The following is a 20,516-nucleotide window of genomic DNA, read 5'->3' as shown; positions in this document are numbered from 1 at the left end:
TACAATAACTTTTGCATAATGTCTCCTATTCACTGGAGAAAGCGATCGTTGAATCTTTGTCCTTGCGTTAGCGCCCCCACGATAGCTCTAGGGCGAGAAAGCTAAAGCTACATCTCGGTAAAGCAAATCGGTAAAGCAAACTATGCAAATTCAAGATCGGGAAACAACACCAGCCGTTCAAACCGCGATCGCTGCCAGCCAGGGCTACCTGCTCTCGATTCAAAACTCGGCAGGCTATTGGTGGTCAGAGCTAGAGTCGAATGTGACGATGACGGCTGAGGTGGTGCTGTTGCACAAGATTTGGGGAACTGATGCGTCTAGACCCCTCCATAAGGCTGAAATCTACTTTCGGCAGCAGCAGCGATCCCACGGCGGCTGGGAGCTGTTTTATGGCGATGGAGGCAATCTCAGCACCTCCATTGAGGCATACATGGCGCTCCGGCTCTTGGGAGTCTCTGCCAGCGACCCGGCGCTGCAACAGGCGAAGGCTTTTATTTTGGAACGGGGCGGCATCCGGCGATCGCGCATTTTCACCAAGTTTCACCTAGCGCTAATCGGCTGTTTTGACTGGCGCGGCATCCCTTCACTGCCTCCCTGGATCATGCTGTTGCCCGATCGTTTTTTCTTCAATATTTACGAGCTGTCAAGCTGGGCAAGAGGCAGCACAGTCCCCCTGCTGATTGTGTTCGATCGCCAGCCCATTTTTCCCACAACTCCGGGCTTTAATCTGGATGAACTCTACGTTGAAAATGAGGGATCGGCAAGATATGCGCTGTCTCGTAATCACGACTGGACAGATCTTTTCCTCACGTTAGATGGATTGTTTAAGTTTGCCGAACGCTTCAATCTCATTCCTTTTCGGCAACAGGGCATCAACGCCGCAGAACGCTGGATTTTGGAGCGGCAGGAAGCAACAGGCGACTGGGGTGGCATCATTCCAGCAATGCTTAACTCCTTACTGGCTCTACGCTGTCTAGAGTATGATGCCCACGATCCGATCGTTGAACGAGGATTGCAGGCGGTCGATCGCTTCGCTATTGAAACGTCTGCCACCTATCGGATTCAGCCCTGTGTCTCTCCAGTGTGGGATACGGCGCTGGTGATGCGATCGCTCGCAGCCTCTGGTCTAGCCCCCGATCATCCGGCGCTGGTGCAGGGTGGCGAATGGCTGCTGAGCAAGCAGATTCTGGACTATGGCGATTGGGCGGTGAAGAATCGTCAAGGCAAACCCGGTGCCTGGGCGTTTGAGTTTGAGAATCGCTTTTACCCCGATGTTGATGATTCGGCGGTTGTTGTGATGGCGCTAAAGCAGGTGCAACTGCCCAACGAGGCATTAAAGCAGGCGGCGATCGATCGGGCAGTTGCCTGGATTGCCACGATGCAGTGCCGGGAGGGCGGCTGGGCAGCCTTTGATCTGAATAACAACCAAGATTGGCTCAATGCTTTGCCCTATGCCGATCTTAAGGCAATGATTGATCCCAACACCGCAGATGTGACGGCGCGAGTCCTGGAAATGGCGGGCTGTCTGGGAGAAAGTCGCCGCAGAGACAATCATCTGGAATTCGAGAGGATCGATCGCGCCCTCACTTATTTGATTCAGCAACAGGAGCCAGAAGGCTGCTGGTTTGGGCGTTGGGGGGTCAACTATATCTATGGAACAAGCGGCGTGTTGGCGGCATTGGCGGCGATCGCCTCCCCCAATCAGCCCCTGAGTGCGCCTTGTCGTCAGGCTATGGAGCGCGGTGCGGAATGGTTGGTAAGCTGCCAAAATTCCGATGGCGGCTGGGGAGAAACCTGTCGGAGCTACGACAATCCAGCACTCAAAGGACAGGGCATCAGCACAGCATCCCAAACGGCATGGGCACTGATTGGCTTGATGGCAGCCAGAGAAGCAATGCAAACCTTCCCAGATCAGACTAATACAGCTCAGACCGCTACAGTAGGGGCGATTCGGCAAGGCATCCAATATCTTGTGGATACGCAGCGTCCTGATGGCACCTGGGACGAAGCCGAATTCACGGGGACAGGATTTCCCAGCCATTTTTATCTCAAGTACCATCTCTACCAGCAGCACTTCCCCCTGACGGCGCTAGGGCAATATTGGCACCTATCCGCGAGGCTGTCACCATGAGCCTGGTGACGTTTTTGCTGCAATCTTCTTGGCAGATGATGACGATCGCCGCCCTGACCGGATTCGTGAGCGGCATCAGCTCTGCCGGGTTGATTGCGCTAATCAGTTATGCCATCAGCCACCCCTTGAGTACCTCTACGCCGATGCTGCTGCTGGGGTTTTTAGGATTGGCAGCGATCGCCCTCCTCACCAGCATTGTCTCTCAGGTGGTGTTGGTTCGCCTCTCGCACCATGCCGTGTTTCACTTGCGAATGCGATTAATTCGCCAAATTCTGGCTTCAGAACTTACCGATCTAGAGCGGATTGGCAACCCGCGCCTTCTGGCAGCATTGACAGAGGATGTCCGAGCAATTACTAGCGCCGTGTTTGTCCTGCCGTTGCTGTGCATTGATCTGGCGATCGTTGTAGGTTGCCTGATCTACATTACCTGGCTTTCCTGGACGGCGCTGCTGCTGGTCTTCGCGTTAATGGGGGCGGCGGTTATGAGCTGTATTCGGCTCTTGAGGCAAGGAGAAAAGCTGCTGGCTTTGGCGCGTGAGGAGGAAGATTATTTATTTGATCACTTCCGTTCGACCACTGAAGGGATTAAAGAATTGAAGCTGCATTACCAACGGCGACAAATGTTTCTAGAAAACGCAGTTGAACCCACGGCAATCAATTTCCGGCGCTACAACATTCGAGGACTGACGATGTTTGCAGCCTCCTCTAGCTTGGGCAAGCTGCTGTTCTTTTTCGCGGTGGGGTTCGTTTTATTTGCGCTCCCTAAGCTGATCTCTATCCAACCTGAGGCAATTTCTGGGTATATCCTCGCTTTCATCTATCTGACGATGCCGATGGAGAACATCGTCAATAGCTTTCCAGTGATTAGCCAATCGAATATTGCCCTGCGAAAAATTCAGGACTTGGGGTTGTCCTTAAGCGATCGCTCTTCACTCTCAAGCCCGCCTAAAGCAGAGTCTGACTGGCATAGCCTGGAACTTCGAGACTTGGTGTATCCCTATCAGCGATCGCCTGAAGATACTCCTTTTGTTCTGGGAGCGCTCGATATCACCTTCTATCCCGGCGAAATTACCTTTATCGCCGGGGGAAACGGCAGCGGCAAATCCACCTTTGCTAAGCTGCTGACCGGGCTTTACATTCCTGAGTCGGGCGCAATTTTTTTAGACAAACAGCCGATTACGGATGAAAATCGGGAATGGTATCGTCAGCATTTTGCCGTCGTATTTGCAGATTTTTTCCTGTTCGAGCGGCTTTTAGGATTGGAGCAGGTCAATCTCGATCATTTGGCGCAGAATTATCTCAGTAAGCTCCAGATTGATCACAAAGTCAAAATTGAGCGAGGTAAGCTTTCGACGACCGCGCTTTCGCAAGGACAACGCAAGCGGCTTGCCCTGCTGACGGCATACTTAGAAGACCGCCCGATTTATCTGTTTGATGAGTGGGCCGCCGATCAAGATCCTGTGTTTAAAGAGCTTTTCTACAGACAGTTTCTGCCGAGCTTGAAGCAAAAGGGCAAGACTGTGATTGTGATCAGCCATGATGATCACTATTTTCACTTAGCCGATCGCCTCATCAAACTGGATAACGGACAGGTCGAGTTCGATCGCTAAGCATTAAGCAATCACACGAACCTAAACCTCTCCTGCCAAAAAAGAGAGTCTGATCAGAAATTCCTCTCCCGAAACGGGAGAGGAATTTCTGATCAGGGCAACTGCTTTCTTTCAAGCTGACTAATCAGTCTCTCAGCTTAAACGATTCAAGTTGGCGATCATCACCTGCTGGACGGTCAAACCCTCTTCCAGAAGCTTAGCCCGCTTGCCATCTTCAAACTGACGAAGTAAGCCTTCATCAAAAGGTTCGATCGTATGTACGATCTGCCTGCCGCGTGAAATCACGTGACCCAGGCCATCGTACGCTTCCCACTGTGCAAAATACATGTGCATTAAAGTCAACCTCAAAGCATATTGTCTGCTGCATCCGCTAGCTTCTTAGCTGCCAATGCAGATTATTGATACAAAAGCAACCCCACGAACCAGCAATTATAGCGTACGGTTCATAGAGTCGTATTAGGGAGACTACTGAGGGTAAAGAGTGGGCAAACTGAGCGGATTTTGGATTTCGCCTCCTTCAGATTGATAGGTTCAGCAAGATCTAAGAGAGGAGTTGCGATCGCCGCTTCTTTGCCCTGATCCTTTGCCTCTAACCTTTTCGGAGATTCTGTAAAGGATTCTGGAGCAATGGGGCTACGCTCTCTTGAACCTCTATCCTCTGCCTCTTGATGTAAAGCTCATGTAAGGATGGGCGATCGACACTTCATCAACGCCTCCGTAGACCCACTGATGCAGCTAATGCATGAGCTTAGCCTTTATCAATTCGTTATCTTCCTACTCTATCTTCATCGTGGAGGTGAGTTTAGTCACTGTCTCAAATAAGCCTTCAAACCAGCCCGCAAACAAGCCTTTAAAGCAAGTCAAGTTAGCTCCTTGCCTCTGGTCGAAGTTTTGGCTTTTTGTGACCTGAGACGTAGTCCCTCCGAAGTCTAGCCTTCTCTGAGATCTAGCCCCTTCTGAGATATTGAAATGCGCTTTCTTGACAAGCTGAGTATTCAATCGAAGCTGCTGCTCATACTGCTGCTGATCAGCATTGCCTCCATTTTAACTATTGGCTATATTGGCTACAGCAGCGGCAAAACGGCTTTGACCAGCAGTATTCTTAACCAACTGGTTAGCCTCCGAACTGAAAGAGCAGAGGCGATTTCTTCCTACTTTCAAGTTACTGAAAACCACGTTCTGACTCTCAGCGAATCGCCTGCCATTATTGACGCAATGAAAGGGTTTAAGGCGGCTTATCAGAAGCTCAACACGGTAAATTTGACCTCAAGACAGCAGCAGTCCGTTGAGAAATTTTACCGAGAAGACTTTATCCCTGGACTGTCGAGCAACTTGTCTGACGGCAGTACGCCTCTAGCCGAAACCTATCTACCTCAGACTCCTGCGCAAAGCTATCTTCAGTATCACTACATTGTTAGCAATCCTAATCCCTTAGACAAAAAGATTGCTCTAGTTGATGCGTTGGATGGTAGCGACTATAGCCGTGTTCATCAACGCTTTCATCCTCTAGTTGAGAGCATCGTTGAAAAGTTTGGTTACTATGATTTCTACCTCGTTGATGTAGATACAGGAAACATTGTTTACTCAGCGTTGAAAGAGGCGGATTTTGGCAGCAATCTTAATCTAGGGCCTTACGCCAGCAGCAATCTGGCAAACGCAGTGGAGACAGTTCGTAAATCAAGAGATCCCAACTTTGTTACCAGCGCAGATTTTGACTTCTATCGAGCTTCGCGCAATCGACCTAGCTCTTTTATCGCTACAACCATCTTCGATAAAACTGACTTTATTGGAGCGCTGCTGATCCAGATTCCAGACAGTCGCATCAACCAGATCATGACCTCCAGAGGCGAGTGGCAGCAAACAGGACTGGGCAAAACGGGAGAAACGTTTTTGGTTGGGCCCGACACCTCGGTTCGCTCAGTGCCACGCCTGTTCGCTGAGAACCCAGATCAGTATTACGAAGCGCTTCAAGCGAGAGGTGTTGCCAAAGACATCATTGAACAGATTAAGCGCCTAGGCACGCCAATTTTGACCCAGAAGGTGCAGACAACGGCTCCACAAAGGGCGATCGCAGGTGAAACAGGCACTATCTCCTACGTGGACTATCGCGGCGAGTCGGTTCTCTCTGCTTTTCAACCGATCAAGTTAGGAGACTTCAACTGGGGTTTGGTGGCCAAGATGGATCAGTCAGAAGCCTTTGCTCCAGTCGATCGCTTCACCCGTAGGCTGCTGGTTGCCTCTGCCATTCTGGTGCCGTTGGTGACGCTGCTCTCGATCTGGCTGTCTCGTCTGTTTGTGCGTCCTATCAAGCGCTTGATTTCCGGAACTCGCCAAATTGAGGCGGGTGAAACCGATGTAGCAGTAAATATTCGATCGCAGGATGAATTTGGTGAACTCGCCCACTCCTTTAATCAGATGGCGCATAGCCTGCATGAAAAGGATCAGACGATTCAGACAGCGCTGCATGAAAATGAAAGGCTATTGCTGAACGTTTTGCCGCCGCCGATCGTCGCCCGACTCAAGAGTGGCGAACAGCAAATCTCCGATGTTTTTCCTAACGTTGCCGTTTTATATGCCGAAATAGAAGGCTTTAATGAGCTATCTGCTCAACTGCAACCTGACCAAACCATTACCTTGCTGAATGATATCGTTACTGCTTTTGATGAAGCGGCTGAACCCTTTGGGGTTGAGAAAATGAGAAGTGTGGGTAACGTTTATATCGCAGTTTGTGGACTATCCATATCGCGAGTCGATCACATTAAGCGAACGATGGACTTTGCCTTTGAGATTCTCAAGGTGATACGACGTTTTAATCAACAGCAGAAGACTGATCTAAGCCTTGACATTGGCATTCACTCAGGATCTGTAGTGGGTGGGATTGTTGGCAAAACTCGCTTTATCTATGCCCTAACAGGAGAAACCATGAAAATTGCTCACGATATTCACTCTTCGCCTGGGCAAAATACCATTCAGGTGACTCAGCCTATCTACGACAATTTGCATGACCTGTACTCCTTTGAGCGGATTGCCAATGTAGAGGTTAAAGGTCTGGCGAGTGTGCCTGTTTGGTCTGTCAAAGGGCAGAACTTTGTGCCCGATCTTCCGGCTCAAGATGCTCCAGAACATCCTGTCCCGGCACAGGATGTTCTGGCACAGGATGTCCCGGCGATCGCTCTGTCTGGGTCATCCGCTCATGCCAAGGAGTAACCATGCCAGACTTTATTGTTAAGCCCGATTGGTTGACCTGGATTGGAGCGCTGGTCATTGCATTTCCCCTGCTCATGTTTTTGCTGGGTGAAGTGATTGCTCGACTAGAGCGCAAGAAGCGATCGCTAGTGGCTCCCATTCTCATTTTACGGAACTTGGTGCTGCCCACCCTGGCTCTATTTTTGCTGCTGCACAAAGTATTGAATCTGACGCGGGACTCTAGCCTGGTTCGCGTTGTGGAATCGGTGCTGTGGGTGTTCATTATCTATGCCGTTCTGACGCTAATCAACATTGTGCTGTTTGAGGAGGCAGGCGCTGGCAGCTGGCAAGCCCAAACTCCCAAACTATTTCTTGACTTGAGCCGATTTTTCCTAATTTTAGTGGGAATTGCGATCGTCCTTTCCAGCGTTTGGGGAGCCGATCTGGGCGGTTTGCTCACGGCTCTGGGTGTAGGATCGCTAGTGATTGGTTTGGCTTTACAGGACAGCTTAGGCAACCTTTTCTCAGGGATTGCGCTGCTGTTTGAGCGTCCGCTCACCGCCGGAGACTGGGTGCGCATCGGTGATGATGAAGGCAAGGTGATCGAAGTAACCTGGCGATCGGTGCATCTGCAAACCTGGAGTCGAGATCTGCTGGTGGTTCCCAATTCAGAGTTAGCCAAAGGCAGCTTCAAAAATCTCAGCCGCCCAACGCGTCTACATGTAGAAACCTTTGAGATTGGGTTTTCCTATGATGATCCGCCCAACCGAGTTAAGCAAATTCTGAAGCAAGCCGCCCTCGAAACCGAAGGAGTTTTGCTAGATCCTCCCCCCTGGGTTGTGACGACAGCCTATGCCGACTTCTACATCAGCTACAAAATTGGTTTATTTGCAGAGAGCTATGAAAAAGCGTTGGGGGTTCGCAACGATTTCTCGACGCGCCTTTGGTATGTTGCCAAGCGCCACGGGCTAAGTATTCCCTACCCAATTTCAACAGAATATGAAGCTCAAATTTCTCTGCCTACCGTGGAAAATCCGTCAGTGCGGATTGCCAAAACGCTGAACTCTATTCCAAGCCTGAGCGCAGTCGCTCCGACGCTGATAGACCAGCTCAATGGCAACGCCGTTACCCAAGACTATGGCAGCAATGAGATTGTGGTGGCAGAGGGCGATCGCTTGCCAGGTCTATATATTGTTCTAAAGGGACATGCGGAAATGTCGGTTTCAGGGCGATCGGGCAGGCAGCAGGTGGCTCGGCTCTCGCAGGGCGATATCTTTGGCGAGAAGGCATCGCTTTTGTCTGAGCAGGTCAGCGATGTTTCGGTCGTTGCGTTGGATGACTTAGAACTGATGATCTTAGATGCTGACACGCTGCAAATGCTGTTGACTCGCAATCCCCGCTTTGCCAGCACGCTCGGAGACATTATGGAGATGCGTCGTAAGGTTCTCCAGGTTGCTAAGGTTGCCTAGGAGAGCGCCGAAAATCTGCAAAAAAAGTTGCCTGACCCTATAAGCCCCCAAGGTCAGGCAACGTTACCTGTAAGTACGCTTTGTTACTGGAAACCCAAACAACTAAATTGCCCCCTAGTTGTTCAGCTTCCAGTCGATCGCGTTCTCCAGAAGTGAGTTCATTTTGTCTTTTGGCACCCCCACTCAGCCTAGAGACAAGTACTGAACTTTAAACACTAAACCTCTTGGGGCAAGGAGAAGAATCCGTAAATTTACTTTTGTCCTTCCTTTTTTTGGGAGTCTTTACCTCTTAAGAACTCCCCTTTTTTAAGAGAGTCAGAGCTTTTTTGAGAGAGCCAGAGCGACAGAGGGCAGAGGGTAATGTTAGGCTCGGAGTGTTGTGCGATCGGTTCTGCGATCGGCTCTCCAATTCAATTCGCTACTGCCAGACCCATGCTCATTTCTCTTAACCGCAAAAAATTTGAGGAACTTATTCCTAGAGTCGCTACAAGTGAGCAGTACAAATACACTTGGGGCAAGCTGCCCGATTTTTTGCGGCGGCTGCTGATCTCACTGGTGGGTCTTGTAGTGGCACTGCTCATGAATCTCGTCTTGGGAGAGGATTTGTGGGCGCTGACCTTCACGGTCGGTCTGGCATCGGGCTTCTATTGGCTCTGGAGTCCCGTGTATTGGGCAAGCTTGAAGAATTTTGAGTGTCGCCGCTACCCCTACAGCGGACTGTGGCGAGGTGAGGTTCTAGACGTGTTTGTCACCGAAGAACTGATCGGCAAAGAAGAAACCGTCAATAAGCTAGGCGAGTTGGTGATCGTAGAGAACCGCGAGCGGCGGCTCAACTTGGAAATCGGCGATGAAGTTGGATTTGTTACAGAAATTCAGGTGCCGCTGAAGCGCGACCACCGGATTATCCGTTCTGGCGATCGGGCGGAGATGGTGGTCATGTCCGATGTGCCCGATTTGAGCCGGATTGGCAAAGTCTCAGATATTTACCTGCCTGACTACAGCCTCTGGGTGTCCGCTTATCCCTATCTGCGCCGCGATACCTTTGTCGAGGTGAGCAAGCAAATGGGACGACGGCAGGAGGGCAGCAGACGAGAGGGCGGACGAGAGGGCGGACGAGAGGGCAGAAAGCGGCGATCGCTCAACGAACGGCGTTTCCGAGATGAATTCCGGGACGAATTCCGGGACGAGCGCTAGGCTAAACCTTGGCTCGATTAAACCTTTGATCGATCGGTCAAAATCTCATAGCCTGTCTCTGTTACTAGAACCGTATGTTCAAACTGGGCTGAGAGGGCGCGATCGACCGTCACTACCGTCCATTGGTCGCCCAAAGTCCGCGTAATTTTTGAGCCTGCGTTCAGAATCGGCTCGATCGCTAAAGTCATGCCTGCCTTCAGCTTGACGTTAGGCATCTGGCGCGTGCGGAAGTTGAACACAGAAGGCTCTTCATGCAGGTTGCGTCCTACGCCGTGCCCGGTGTAGTCTTCCACGATCTTAAAGCCGTTGGCTTCGGCGTGGTCTTGTACGGCTCCGGCGATGTCTAGCAGGAAATTTCCGGCTTTCACCTGCTCAATACCTTTGTAGAGCGTTTCTTCGGCAACACGAATTAGCTTGGCGGCTGCCGGAGTGACGGTGAGGACGGCGATCGTAATGCAGGAATCTCCGTGAAATCCTGCAAAATATGCGCCCGTATCGACCTTCAGCACATCCCCTTTGCGGATTTTCTTCTTAGCGTTAGGAATGCCATGCACCACCTCATCGTTGATACTGGCACAGATGGAAGCCGGGAACCCGTGATAGCCCTTGAAGCTGGGCGTTGCCCCCATCTCGCGGATGCGCTTTTCGGCATGGGCATCCAGGTCGGCAGTGGTCATGCCGGGTTCGACTAATTCTGAAATTTCTTTCAAGACGATAGCAACAATCTTGCTCGCCTCTCGCATGATTTCAATTTCTGCCGGAGTTTTCAGCGCAATTCCACGGCTGCGTTTATGAATCCGGGGAGGCTGGTCAGGGCGAGGCTGGTGAGGGCGAGATAATAGATCAGTCAAGATGTTCATGGGTCGGACTGGGCTTTTAAATATCCAGGATTGGATGTGGCGATGTCTAAACCATAGCGCTTTTGCTCTTATAGCTGTCGCCAGTTTACTGAGGACATTTTTGGTGGGGCGCGGAGCACCCCACCAAAAATGTCCCCGTCCTAACCGCCAAGGCGGTTAGGACGGGGATTGCTGCCACAAAAAATTGGGGATTGAATCAGGGAAATCTGTGTTCCCAATATTCAATCCCCGATCGATTTTCATCTCTTTTGCCTTTAACGCTGCGGTGCAACCTCAAACTTGTGCGCATTGCTTTTCAGCAACGAGCTAAGCTGACTCTGCATCTCATCTCCTATGACCTTGCTGATTGCCTGTCGTTCTGGGTAGAAATCTGGGCGATCGAGGCTACGGGCGATCGCTTCATTCACCTGTTGCGCAATCAGCACCTGCATTTCTTCTTTGGCGCGACCTCGTTGATATTCAGCTCCTTCTTCGGTTGTGGCGTAGAGAGGCGGCAGACGATTGAGTGCGTAGGCGGCAATGTCACCCAGATCTAAAGTACAGTCGCTAGTCGCCTCAATTTCGGCAACCCTGGCGATCGCTTCGGTCAGCACCAGTTCTTCCATGACGTTAATGAACTGTTTGCGAGGTACCGCAACCACTTCACCCGTCAGCAACGAACCCATGAGGCGATCGAGCGCCATATATTCTTCAATAGACAGTTCGGAAGCCGTGTCACAGATGCGCCCTACTTCTGCTTCCATGGCGGGGGTCAGATAGCCATCTTGTAGAGCCTGTTCAACAATTTTTTCGATACTCATAAGGTTTTTCTATGCTCCACAGCACTGTGGATCTGGCGAACGTGGATCTGGCGAATGTGGACTTGGCGAACGTGGACTTGGGCGAACGTGGACTTGGCAAAACGTAGGCATGGCAAATACGCCCGCTTCTTGTCTTAGAGTGCCCCGGATTTAGAAAAGATCACGGTGAGCTAACGCAATTAGCCGTGAGAATTTTGTCAAGTCTCAGATTTGCCCGTTCACTCAAACCCGTTCACTCAAAACTGCCGTAGCGCCAAGGCACCGGATCGATCGATTTCCCGTTCACGTATAGCCCCCAGTGCAAATGAGGCCCTGTCACGCCTCCGGTTGCTCCTACTGCGCCCAACCGTTGACCCGCCTGCACAACATCTCCTTCTTTGACATCAATGCGGCTGAGATGCAGAAAAATACTGACAACGCCCTGCCCGTGATCTACACCGATTGTGTTGCCATGCAGCTCGAAGCCGTCTGCCTCACGCCCCACTAAGGCAACCTTTCCAGCAGCCGGAGCAACAATGGGCGCACCTGTGTCAGCGCCATAATCTACGCCGCGATGGTAGTAGTCTTGGGCAAACTCACCGTTGTAGTAGCGCCGTACGCCGTAGATGGTTGTAATTTCACCTTCAGTAGGACGCTGAAACTTGCCATTCCAAAGCTTGTTGGGCGTGACCAATGCCTTAAAAGCATCAACTTTGTTGAACTCATGATCAGTGCCGTCTGAGCCGCCGCCGCTGAGCCAAATGCTCTGAGTTGGAAAATCTCGATCGCGCAACTGCAAGGCTAGGGTCTGTGGATCTCCAACGCCATTGACCTGAATATTGAGCTGTCCGGGGCGATCGAGCGGCGTAGTAGGCAGGAGCGCACGGAAACGGTTGGGGGCGATCGCAAAGGCGGGATAGGTCTTCTGGTTCATCACCACAGTGGGGCTGGCTCCAGTCTCGGCCTGAATCAACACCGTTACCGTGTCGCCTAGCTGAGGATTAGTAGGGCTAGCTTGAACCGATATCGTACCGCTGATCGCAGCGCTGTTCAGCACAGATAGCAGCGCCACCAAAGCCAGAAAGCCGCTGACCCAAAGTCGCTTTGTCCAAAACTGATGCCGTAGTGACAGCCATAACTTTGTCAAGTAATTTTCCATCGAATGATTCTTGATTAATAAGGTGTGAGGACTCTTTGCTCATAATTTATAGCAACCGCCAAGGCGGTTAGAACGGGAACATTTAGGGTGGGGCGCGAAGCGCCCCACCCTAAATGTCCTATCAGTTCATTTAGCTTAGGATCATGTACAAATTAAAACCCAATAGTTTTTTGAAAGTGTCGCGCGGAGTGCGACACTTCCAAAAAACTATTACAGCTTAATTAGCCTGTGATCCTTACGGAAAAGCGACTATACAAAATCTCGCACAATTTTCTGCAACCTGTACCCAGCAAGCCCCAAAAACTCGGTATCCTGGAAATTATAAAGACTTTAGATTTCTTATCATTAGAGTTAGAGCTAAAAATCCGTGCAAGAAGACTTTCGCCTAATTGTTGACCTGGTTGTGGTGCTGGCGGCAGCGGCTGGGGGAGGATTACTGGCAGCATTGCTGCGGCAGCCTGTGATCTTGGGATATTTGGTGGGAGGGGCGATCGTTGGGCCAGCCGGACTGGGTTTGGTCAAAGAGCTGATTCAGGTAGAGACTCTGGCTCAGTTTGGGGCAGCCTTTCTGCTGTTTGCGCTAGGGGTAGAGTTTTCTTTCTCGGAGCTGAAGAAAGTTCAAGGCATCAGTTTGGGGGGAGGAACGCTGCAAATCCTCTCGACGATTCTGATTACGACGTTAATCTCAGTCGGCGTAGGCTGGGTGACTTCGCCGACGCAGGGCGTATTTCTGGGCGCAATTTTATCGCTCTCTTCAACGGCGGTGGTGTTGAAATGCTTGATGGAGCGCAACGAAACTGAGACGGCTCACGGGCGCGTCATGCTGGGCATTCTGGTGGTGCAGGATCTAGCACTGGGGTTGATGCTAGCGGTGCTACCCGCCCTCAATCGCCCTTCTGAGGAGATTGGCGTGGCGGTGGGTATTGCCCTGCTGAAGACAAGCCTTCTGGCGGGAGGAGCGGTGGTGGTCGGTATCTGGGTGATTCCGCCATTTTTGCGGCTGCTGGCACGGACTGAGAGCCGAGAGCTTTTTTTGCTGGGCACCGTGGCGCTGTGTCTGGGGATTGCGCTGCTCACGGAATATATGGGTTTGTCGATCGAAATGGGGGCATTCATTGCCGGACTGATGATCTCGGAAGTGGAATATGCCGATCAGACTTTGACCTACGTGGAGCCAATTCGAGATATTTTTGCCAGCCTGTTTTTTGCGGCGATCGGGATGCTGATCGACCCTACGTTTATTTGGAATAACCTGGAGTTAATTTTGGGGTTAGTGGGGCTAGTGCTGCTGGGCAAATTCCTGATCGTCACGCCGCTAGTGCGCGCCTTTGGCTATCCGCTCAAGACTTCTCTGATTGTGGGCTTGGGACTGGCGCAAATCGGAGAGTTTTCCTTTGTCTTGGCGAGTAAAGGTCAGGTGTTGGGGCTGGTGTCTCGACGCATCTATTTGCTGATCTTGGGCACAACGGCCGTGACGCTGATGATTACCCCCTTTCTGATGCGTCTGGTGCCTATGCTGTTGAATTGGGCAGATACCGTGCCCTGGATGAAGTCAATTTTGGAGGGCAGTGACGCGCCGCTAGAAGTGCCTGAAGGCTTGCCCAATCAGGATCATGTAGTGGTTTGTGGCTATGGGCGCGTGGGGCAAAATATTGTCAAGATGCTGCAAGCCCACAGCCAGCCTGTGGTGGTGATTGATCAGTCAGAGCAGGCGATTCAACAGTTGCGCGATGCCAATATTCCCTATGTTTATGGCAATGGGGCGAGTCTGCATGTGCTGAAATCGGCAAATGTGGGACAGGCGAAGGGCATGGCGATCGCTCTCCCTGACCCCATGAATACCCGTCTGTCTTTGAAACGTGCTCTAGAGGTAGCTCCTGAGCTAGATGTAATCGTTCGGGCGACGCAAGACAAAGACATTGAGCTGCTCTATCAGTTGGGTGCAAAAGAGGTGGTGCAGCCTGAAATTGAGGCGAGTCTGGAGCTTTCGGCACATTTGCTTACCGGGATTGGCGTGCCCTTGCCGATTATCCAACGCGAAATTCAGCAAATTCGCAGCTCTCACTATGCCGACTTGCAGCCCGAACGCCCTGCATACCAAGTTTCTCGTGATTTGAAGGTTGCCGCACAGGACATGAACAACAAGTGGCTGACCCTGCCGGAGGAGTCACCCTTAGTGGGCATGACGATCGAAGAAACTGACCTGCGGCGTTTGACGGGCGTGAGTCTGATGGCAATTCAGCGATCGGCAGGTGAAGAAATCGACTATCCCGATGCTCAAGTGATGTTGGAAGAGAGCGATCGCCTTTTGGTCGTCGGTGAACCCGATGAGCTAATTGCCTTTGGTGAGCTAATGAAGGGCAGTACGGCGATTCCTAGCGAAAAAGCCTCCTGTCAATGGCTGCTGGTGCCGGAGACGAGTATTGTCGTAGGCAAGACTTTAGCAGAGCTACACATTCGCCGTCAGTTTGGGGTATTGATCCAGGCAATTCGGCGAGAGGGCAAGTTCATTCGCTTCCCGAACGGACAGAGCGATCTGCAAGTAGGCGATCGCCTTTTGCTCTGCGGCAGCTTCCACTCGATCGAGCAAGCTAGCTACTGGATTTCACCCACTTCGCCTGAGCCGCAGTCGTTGCTGCAAATCCCTCTGGGTGCTCTGAATGAGCCTATGGACGAATCTATGGCTGAGCCTGTGCTGGAAGCCGTCACGGGTGAAGACTAACCGCGCTCAGCCCCCTTGCAATCCAGAGTTTCAAGCCTTGGGCTTGAGGAAGACGATCGCCTGCCGCCAAACGATGGTCGGCTGGTCATAGTGGTCAAAAATACAGACGCAGTCGGGGTCTTGCCAGCGAATCTTGCCCGTCAGCAGATCGTTGGTGGTGAGTTTCAGCTCCACTTCCTGCTCTTCTCGAATCAGGGTTTGAATTTGACGGATGCTGGGCAATCCGGTTTCGAGTTCAGCCGTCATGGGGGTGATCCTGTGCTATTGCTAAGTTTTGAGTGATGTCTTGAGTATGGCATCTGTCTCTCTTTCTATAAAACCCAACAGGGCATAAAGCCCAACAAAAGATCTAAAATTCCTATTTTCGACCCTCGCAACGGAGTTATTTATGACGATCGCATTTGTGAAGTATCACGGTTTGGGCAACGACTTTATTTTGATCGACAATCGACAGTCTTCAGAGCCTTGCCTCACGCCCGAACAGGCGGTAATTTGGTGCGATCGCCATTTTGGTATTGGTGCTGATGGCGTGATCTTTGCTCTGCCCGGTCAGCCCGTACCTGGAGAACCTGACAGCGATTACACCATGCGGATCTTCAACTCCGACGGCTCGGAACCTGAAATGTGCGGCAACGGCATTCGCTGCATGGCAAGATTTGTCGCTGATCTGGAGGAAGAGGCTGGTTTGATAGCAGAGAAGGCTGAAGGACGGGCTTACCGCATTCAGACTTTGGCAGGTGTCATCGTGCCTAAGCTGGAAGCAGGGGGCAAAGTTACGGTAGACATGGGCTTACCACGACTGCTAGCAGCCGAGATTCCGACGACGCTGGCTTCGCCGGATGAGAAAGTCATTAATCAACCGCTTCAGGCAGCCGGGAAAAGCTGGGATGTCACCTGTGTCAGTATGGGCAATCCTCACTGCATTACTTTTGTAGAGGATGTAGCGACTATTCCCCTAGAGACGATCGGCACTCAGTTTGAGCATCATCCGGCTTTCCCGCAGCGGATCAACACCGAGTTTATTCAAGTGATTCGCTCTGACTATCTGAAAATGAGAGTCTGGGAACGGGGCGCTGGAATTACGCTGGCTTGCGGCACGGGAGCCTGTGCTTCACTGGTGGCAGGTGTGCTGACGGGACGGTGCGATCGCCGTGCCACGGTTGAGCTTCCGGGCGGCTGTCTCGAAATTGAGTGGTCGGGCGATCGGATTTATATGACGGGAGATGCACAACGCGTGTTTGAAGGCGTGATGAGCTTATAGGTCTTAAAAAAAGAATCCCCATCTCTCTTTACGGAGATAGGGATTCTTTTTAGTTCTGCCAACTAACTTGGTGGCGGGGAGCGGATTTGAACCACTGACCTTCGGGTTATGAGCCCGACGAGCTACCAGGCTGCTCTACCCCGCGTCGCTTTAACCAGCATAGCAAGAGAAAGATAGATATGACAACTTCAGAGCTTTCATATTTTTGTCAGGTCGCATTTTTTGGGTACTGTTTCACATGTGTTGTTGGAATAAGCACAAAATAATGGCTCTGACGAGGTTCAAATCCTCTAGCGTCAGAGCCATAGACTCTATGAATTCAAATAAACCCTGTGAATCCCAATAAACCCTGTGAATCCAATAAGGCTATCGGACTGAGCCTTCTAGGGTTGCCGTGTCAATTGGCTTCATTAGATAGAGGCGCAAAAGCTGGCTAGCTGTAGAGGCATAGAGAGGCAGCTTTTGGAAAAGCTGGAGAAACTTGGGCGTGCCAGAGGAAGCGATCGCCCCTAGCTTTTCATTGTTCTTGGTACAGCGATCGAGCCGTTCAAAGAACTCCGGATGATCGACGTTGAGAACGACTGGAAAGACTCTACCCGTCGCCTCATTGGTTTTGCGGATGACGTGAATGTCGTATTCCCGCGCATCTAGACCCAGAAGAGCGTAGAAGCCCGATCGCTGGATGTCATTCAGATACATGGTGGCAAAGACTGACAGCAAGAAGAAGCGGCACCAGAGCCTAGCCCGCCAGTCGTTGAGGTACTGAGGCTGAGCCTTCATAATGGCATCGAAGAAGTCGCCGTGGCGGTTCTCATCCTGACACCAGTTCTCGAAGAAGTTGAAAATCGGATAGACGCGATTTTCGGGATGGGCTTCTAGATGGCGGAAGATCGTAATGTAGCGCCAGTAACCAATTTTTTCTGAGAGATAGGTTGCGTAGAAGATGAATTTGGGCTTGAAGTAGGTGTAACTACGGCTCTTGGTTAAAAATCCCAAATCGAGCGACAGACCAAAGTCTGAGAGGGCTTTGTTTAAAAACCCGGCATGACGGGCTTCATCCCGTGACATAAGGGAGAAACATTCTGCCAAAACGGGGCTTCGATCCTTCAGCTTGCGCGCCAGCTCTTTGTAGAGCAAGAATCCAGAGAATTCTGCCGTGCAAGACCGCTCCAGAAATTCTACAAAGAGCTGACGGGTTTCACCGTCAATGTGATCCCAGGACTGCTGAAATACGTCTGTGCGGACAAAGTGATGGCGGTTGTAATCCACCCGAAACTCTTCCAGGATGGCTTTTAGCTCATCTTCGTTGACCGAGATGTCCATGTTTGCCATCTCTTCAAAGTCGGTGGTATAAAACCGGGGAGTGAGGATGGTCTCCTTGGCTGGAACTTTTACTCCAGGTCGAAGCTCTTGGAGGTCAGGTTTTTTTAAAGAATCTACCATGTGTGTACTTGCTCTCCCTTCGGTCTTGCGTTCAAAATCTAGCCGCCCAAGCTCCGATCTTGCCAGGTGAACTCGTACTGGAGAGATCTGAAGACTTGGAGGTGTAACAAGAGCTTAACAAAGCTGCTCGACATGCTCTACTTGCATCTTTCAGTAGTCTACCAAGCTTGTAAGGTCGGCTGGATCGCCAAAACGTTAAGAGTTGCAACAAAGAACGACTGTCCCTGAGCCGATTAGAATGCCCTTACAGCAGTTTTCAATTGCATAAACCACAGCTATTTTTTTAGAAGCCGCGCGGAGCGCGGCTTCTAAAAAAATAACCCACACTCAACTAAGCACAAAGCGCTGTAAGGTGATGCGAGCAGAGCGATCGCCCTATCGAATCTCAGAATCCTACACAATCGCTTTAGAAAACGGATGACAAAGAGTGCTAAATGTGGCAACTTACAGCAAAAGCTGCATGATTAACGCTATTAGTAGCGTCGAAAATCATGTTTAGCGTTAAAGTTACAGGTCAGCAGTTGGTTATTGCGGGAAGGTACGAAGGTGGCTTTGAAAATTCATTGGCTGCTACCCAGCTTTTTAGGGATTTGTTGCTTGGCGGCTCCGGTAGAAGCGGGACAGCTATCCTCTTGGCGGTTTGACCCTACCCAAAACCGTTTAGACTTCAACACAGATGAGGGCGTGCAGCCTCGTGCCCAGTTGGTGAGCAATCCTACAAGACTGGTCATTGATCTACCAGGGACGATCGCCCCATCCTCGCTCCAGCAGCCTATGAGCCAAGCAGGGCGAGAAATTCAGCAAATTCGGGTAGAACAGTTCGATGCTAGCACCACGAGAATTGTCGTGGAACTCTCCCCAGGCTACACGTTAGACCCGCAGCAGATTCTATTTCGCGGTGCTTCGCCGACCCAGTGGACAGTACAGATTCCTCCGCCCCAGGTCGTGCCCACGGCAGCGATCGCCCCTTCCCTCTCCAATCCACCGACAGGTTCTGCTCGTTCGACGCTTCCGGCAAACGATCGCTCTAGTCGCCCTACGTCCACCAATCTTTCGCCGAGCAACCTTGCAGCGGGGGTCACACAAATTGAGGGAGTACAGGTGACCGCAGATGGTGTATTTGTGAAAACGAGGGGGGCTAGACCTGAAGTTGAGGTGAGCCGTAGCCGACGCAATCGCCAAACCATCAAGGTGACGGTCAACAGCGCGGAGCTGTCGCCGCAGTTGGCGCGAGATGTCGCTATTAACCGCTACGGCATTAGCCATTTGGAACTTCAACCCAGCGGCTCTAAGGTACAAATGACCCTGCACGTCGCCGAAGAGAGTCCTGACTGGCTGGCTTCTGCTAGCGGTGCGGGGGGCATCGTGATGCTGCCTCAGGGAGGAATTGCGGCTGTGGCTGACCTAGCAGTCCCAGTTCCCCAAGCAGCGGCTCGTTCTGCCTCTACCAGCCCATCGGCAATTTCAGCTACGCCCCAGCGATCGCCTCAATTGCCGCCTCCAATTGCGCGCACCGCACCACGGTCGCCCGAAGCACTCCCATCATCTGAACCATCGCCTGAACTAGCTGCGCCTTTAGCAAACTCTCAAACGGCAATCATTCAGGGAATTGAGGTGAATCCCACTAGCAATCAGCTTTTGATTCGTGCCGATCGCCCCGTCACCTACAGCGGTCGATGGCAAAGCGGACTTTACCAGATCACGCTATCTCCAGCTCAGCTGGCGGCTAATGTGTCTGGATCTGATGTGGGCGGAGCAAGCAGTCCTGTCCTGCGAGCGCGACTGCGCCAACAGACCGATCAAACCGTGGTGATTTCGCTCCAGCCCGCATCAGGCATTCGGTTTGGTACCCTAAATATGGTTAGTCCGCAGCTGCTGGCGCTGGAAATGCAGCGATCGCCTGTGTCTAGCGCCCCTAACGACTCTACGGGTGTAGATAGATCATCTGTAGCTCGATCAAATGGGTCGCGATCGAATAATGCAGCTAGCCTGATTTCACCCGCTCAATCGGCTGGACTGCCTAGTCTCCAGAGCGGCAGACTGCTAATAGTTCTCGATCCAGGACATGGCGGCTCAGATCCAGGCGCAGTTGGCATTGGCGGACTGCAAGAAAAGCAAATTGTGTTGCCGATCGCCCGACAAGTCGCAGCCTATCTAGAGCAGCAGGGCATCCAGGTGATCTTGACCCGCACCGACGACAGCGATGTTGAGCTAGAGCCACGTGTCCAGATCGCCGAACAGTCCAATGCCAGCCTGTTTGTCAGCATTCATGCCAATGCCATCAGCATGGATCGCCCTGAGGTAAATGGAGTCGAGACGTACTATTTTTCTAGTGGCGAACGACTGGCTCAGGTAATTCAAGACAGCATCGTGCAAGACACAAAGATGAATGACAAAGGCGTTCGTCAGGCGCGCTTCTATGTACTGAGGCGCACTTCTATGCCAGCAGTGCTGATTGAAACAGGCTTTGTGACGGGGCGTGAAGATGCGCCGCTTCTAGCAGATGAGGGCTTTAGAAATCGCATGGCAAGGGCGATCGCTCAAGGGATTTTGCAATATGTTCAGCAAAATTCGATAGGAAGCGATCGGTGATTCATAGCTGTCGCCAGTTTGCTGAGGACATCTAGGGTGGGGCGCGAAGCGCCCAGGCGGGGCTCTTCCCAACTTTTGGTGATCTTACGGCATGATCAAGATATCCCTCG

The 20,516-nt window shown here is 51.6% G+C and carries 14 protein-coding genes and 1 tRNA gene; 8 read left to right on the top strand and 7 right to left on the bottom strand.

What is annotated here, in order from left to right; translation table 11 throughout:
• The first annotated feature begins 142 nt into the window (after positions 1-142).
• A complete protein-coding gene (gene shc / locus AC5JMP_RS19985) occupies positions 143-2,131 on the top strand; it encodes a squalene--hopene cyclase (RefSeq protein WP_495853244.1) in 1,989 nt (662 codons plus the stop codon).
• Entirely contained in the window at positions 2,128-3,741 is a 1,614-nt protein-coding gene (locus AC5JMP_RS19980) for a cyclic peptide export ABC transporter (protein WP_495853243.1), read from the top strand. The genes shc and AC5JMP_RS19980 overlap by 4 nt, the downstream gene beginning before the upstream one ends.
• 132 nt (positions 3,742-3,873) lie before the next feature.
• On the opposite strand, the gene AC5JMP_RS19975 is transcribed toward AC5JMP_RS19980, so the two are convergent.
• Positions 3,874-4,068, bottom strand: a complete 195-nt coding sequence (locus tag AC5JMP_RS19975) for a hypothetical protein (protein ID WP_495853242.1) — start codon at positions 4,066-4,068, stop codon at positions 3,874-3,876.
• A gap of 642 nt (positions 4,069-4,710) precedes the next feature.
• Between AC5JMP_RS19975 and AC5JMP_RS19970 the strand changes: the two genes are divergently transcribed.
• From AC5JMP_RS19970 to AC5JMP_RS19960, 3 genes are all read left to right on the top strand, one after another.
• Positions 4,711-6,948: an adenylate/guanylate cyclase domain-containing protein gene (locus AC5JMP_RS19970; RefSeq protein WP_495853241.1), complete on the top strand. Its 2,238-nt coding sequence runs from the start codon at positions 4,711-4,713 to the stop codon at positions 6,946-6,948.
• Positions 6,949-6,950: 2 nt separating this feature from the next.
• Complete coding sequence (locus AC5JMP_RS19965) at positions 6,951-8,396, top strand: mechanosensitive ion channel domain-containing protein (RefSeq protein ID WP_495853240.1); 1,446 nt, start codon at positions 6,951-6,953, stop codon at positions 8,394-8,396.
• A gap of 360 nt (positions 8,397-8,756) precedes the next feature.
• Entirely contained in the window at positions 8,757-9,590 is an 834-nt protein-coding gene (locus AC5JMP_RS19960; RefSeq protein ID WP_495853239.1) for a DUF8619 family protein, read from the top strand.
• Between the two features lie 17 nt (positions 9,591-9,607).
• Here the strand turns inward: AC5JMP_RS19960 and map are convergent, their stop codons facing one another.
• The 3 genes from map to AC5JMP_RS19945 form a co-directional block, all read right to left on the bottom strand.
• Complete coding sequence (map, locus tag AC5JMP_RS19955; RefSeq protein WP_495853238.1) at positions 9,608-10,450, bottom strand: type I methionyl aminopeptidase; 843 nt, start codon at positions 10,448-10,450, stop codon at positions 9,608-9,610.
• A 254-nt stretch (positions 10,451-10,704) separates the two neighbouring features.
• Complete coding sequence (locus tag AC5JMP_RS19950; RefSeq protein ID WP_495853237.1) at positions 10,705-11,250, bottom strand: late competence development ComFB family protein; 546 nt, start codon at positions 11,248-11,250, stop codon at positions 10,705-10,707.
• A gap of 232 nt (positions 11,251-11,482) precedes the next feature.
• Positions 11,483-12,388 (bottom strand): M23 family metallopeptidase, encoded by a 906-nt coding sequence (locus tag AC5JMP_RS19945; RefSeq protein ID WP_495853236.1) that lies wholly within the window; start codon positions 12,386-12,388, stop codon positions 11,483-11,485.
• A 367-nt stretch (positions 12,389-12,755) separates the two neighbouring features.
• Here AC5JMP_RS19945 and AC5JMP_RS19940 point away from each other — a divergent pair, with 367 nt between their 5' ends.
• Positions 12,756-15,110 carry a cation:proton antiporter domain-containing protein gene (locus AC5JMP_RS19940; protein WP_495853235.1) on the top strand — a complete coding sequence of 785 codons (2,355 nt, stop codon included), beginning with the start codon at positions 12,756-12,758 and terminating at the stop codon, positions 15,108-15,110.
• Positions 15,111-15,140: 30 nt separating this feature from the next.
• Here AC5JMP_RS19940 and AC5JMP_RS19935 read toward each other — a convergent pair whose 3' ends face one another.
• Positions 15,141-15,356, bottom strand: coding sequence for an Hfq-related RNA-binding protein (locus AC5JMP_RS19935; protein ID WP_495853234.1), 216 nt, complete (start codon positions 15,354-15,356; stop codon positions 15,141-15,143).
• 142 nt (positions 15,357-15,498) lie between these two features.
• Here AC5JMP_RS19935 and dapF point away from each other — a divergent pair, with 142 nt between their 5' ends.
• A complete protein-coding gene (dapF, locus tag AC5JMP_RS19930; protein WP_495853233.1) occupies positions 15,499-16,371 on the top strand; it encodes a diaminopimelate epimerase in 873 nt (290 codons plus the stop codon).
• A 68-nt stretch (positions 16,372-16,439) separates the two neighbouring features.
• On the opposite strand, the gene AC5JMP_RS19925 is transcribed toward dapF, so the two are convergent.
• Together AC5JMP_RS19925 and acsF are read right to left on the bottom strand one after the other, a co-directional pair.
• A tRNA-Met gene (locus tag AC5JMP_RS19925) sits at positions 16,440-16,516 on the bottom strand.
• Positions 16,517-16,737: 221 nt separating this feature from the next.
• Positions 16,738-17,814 carry a magnesium-protoporphyrin IX monomethyl ester (oxidative) cyclase gene (acsF, locus tag AC5JMP_RS19920; protein ID WP_495853232.1) on the bottom strand — a complete coding sequence of 359 codons (1,077 nt, stop codon included), beginning with the start codon at positions 17,812-17,814 and terminating at the stop codon, positions 16,738-16,740.
• 546 nt (positions 17,815-18,360) lie between these two features.
• On the opposite strand from acsF, the gene AC5JMP_RS19915 reads away from it, so the two are divergent.
• A complete protein-coding gene (locus AC5JMP_RS19915) occupies positions 18,361-20,406 on the top strand; it encodes an N-acetylmuramoyl-L-alanine amidase (RefSeq protein ID WP_495853231.1) in 2,046 nt (681 codons plus the stop codon).
• The last annotated feature ends 110 nt before the right edge of the window (positions 20,407-20,516 follow it).

The sequence above is a fragment of the Drouetiella sp. genome (assembly GCF_059504425.1).
Note: the sequence above shows the minus strand (reverse complement) of the source record. Positions and strands in the feature narration are given on the sequence as shown.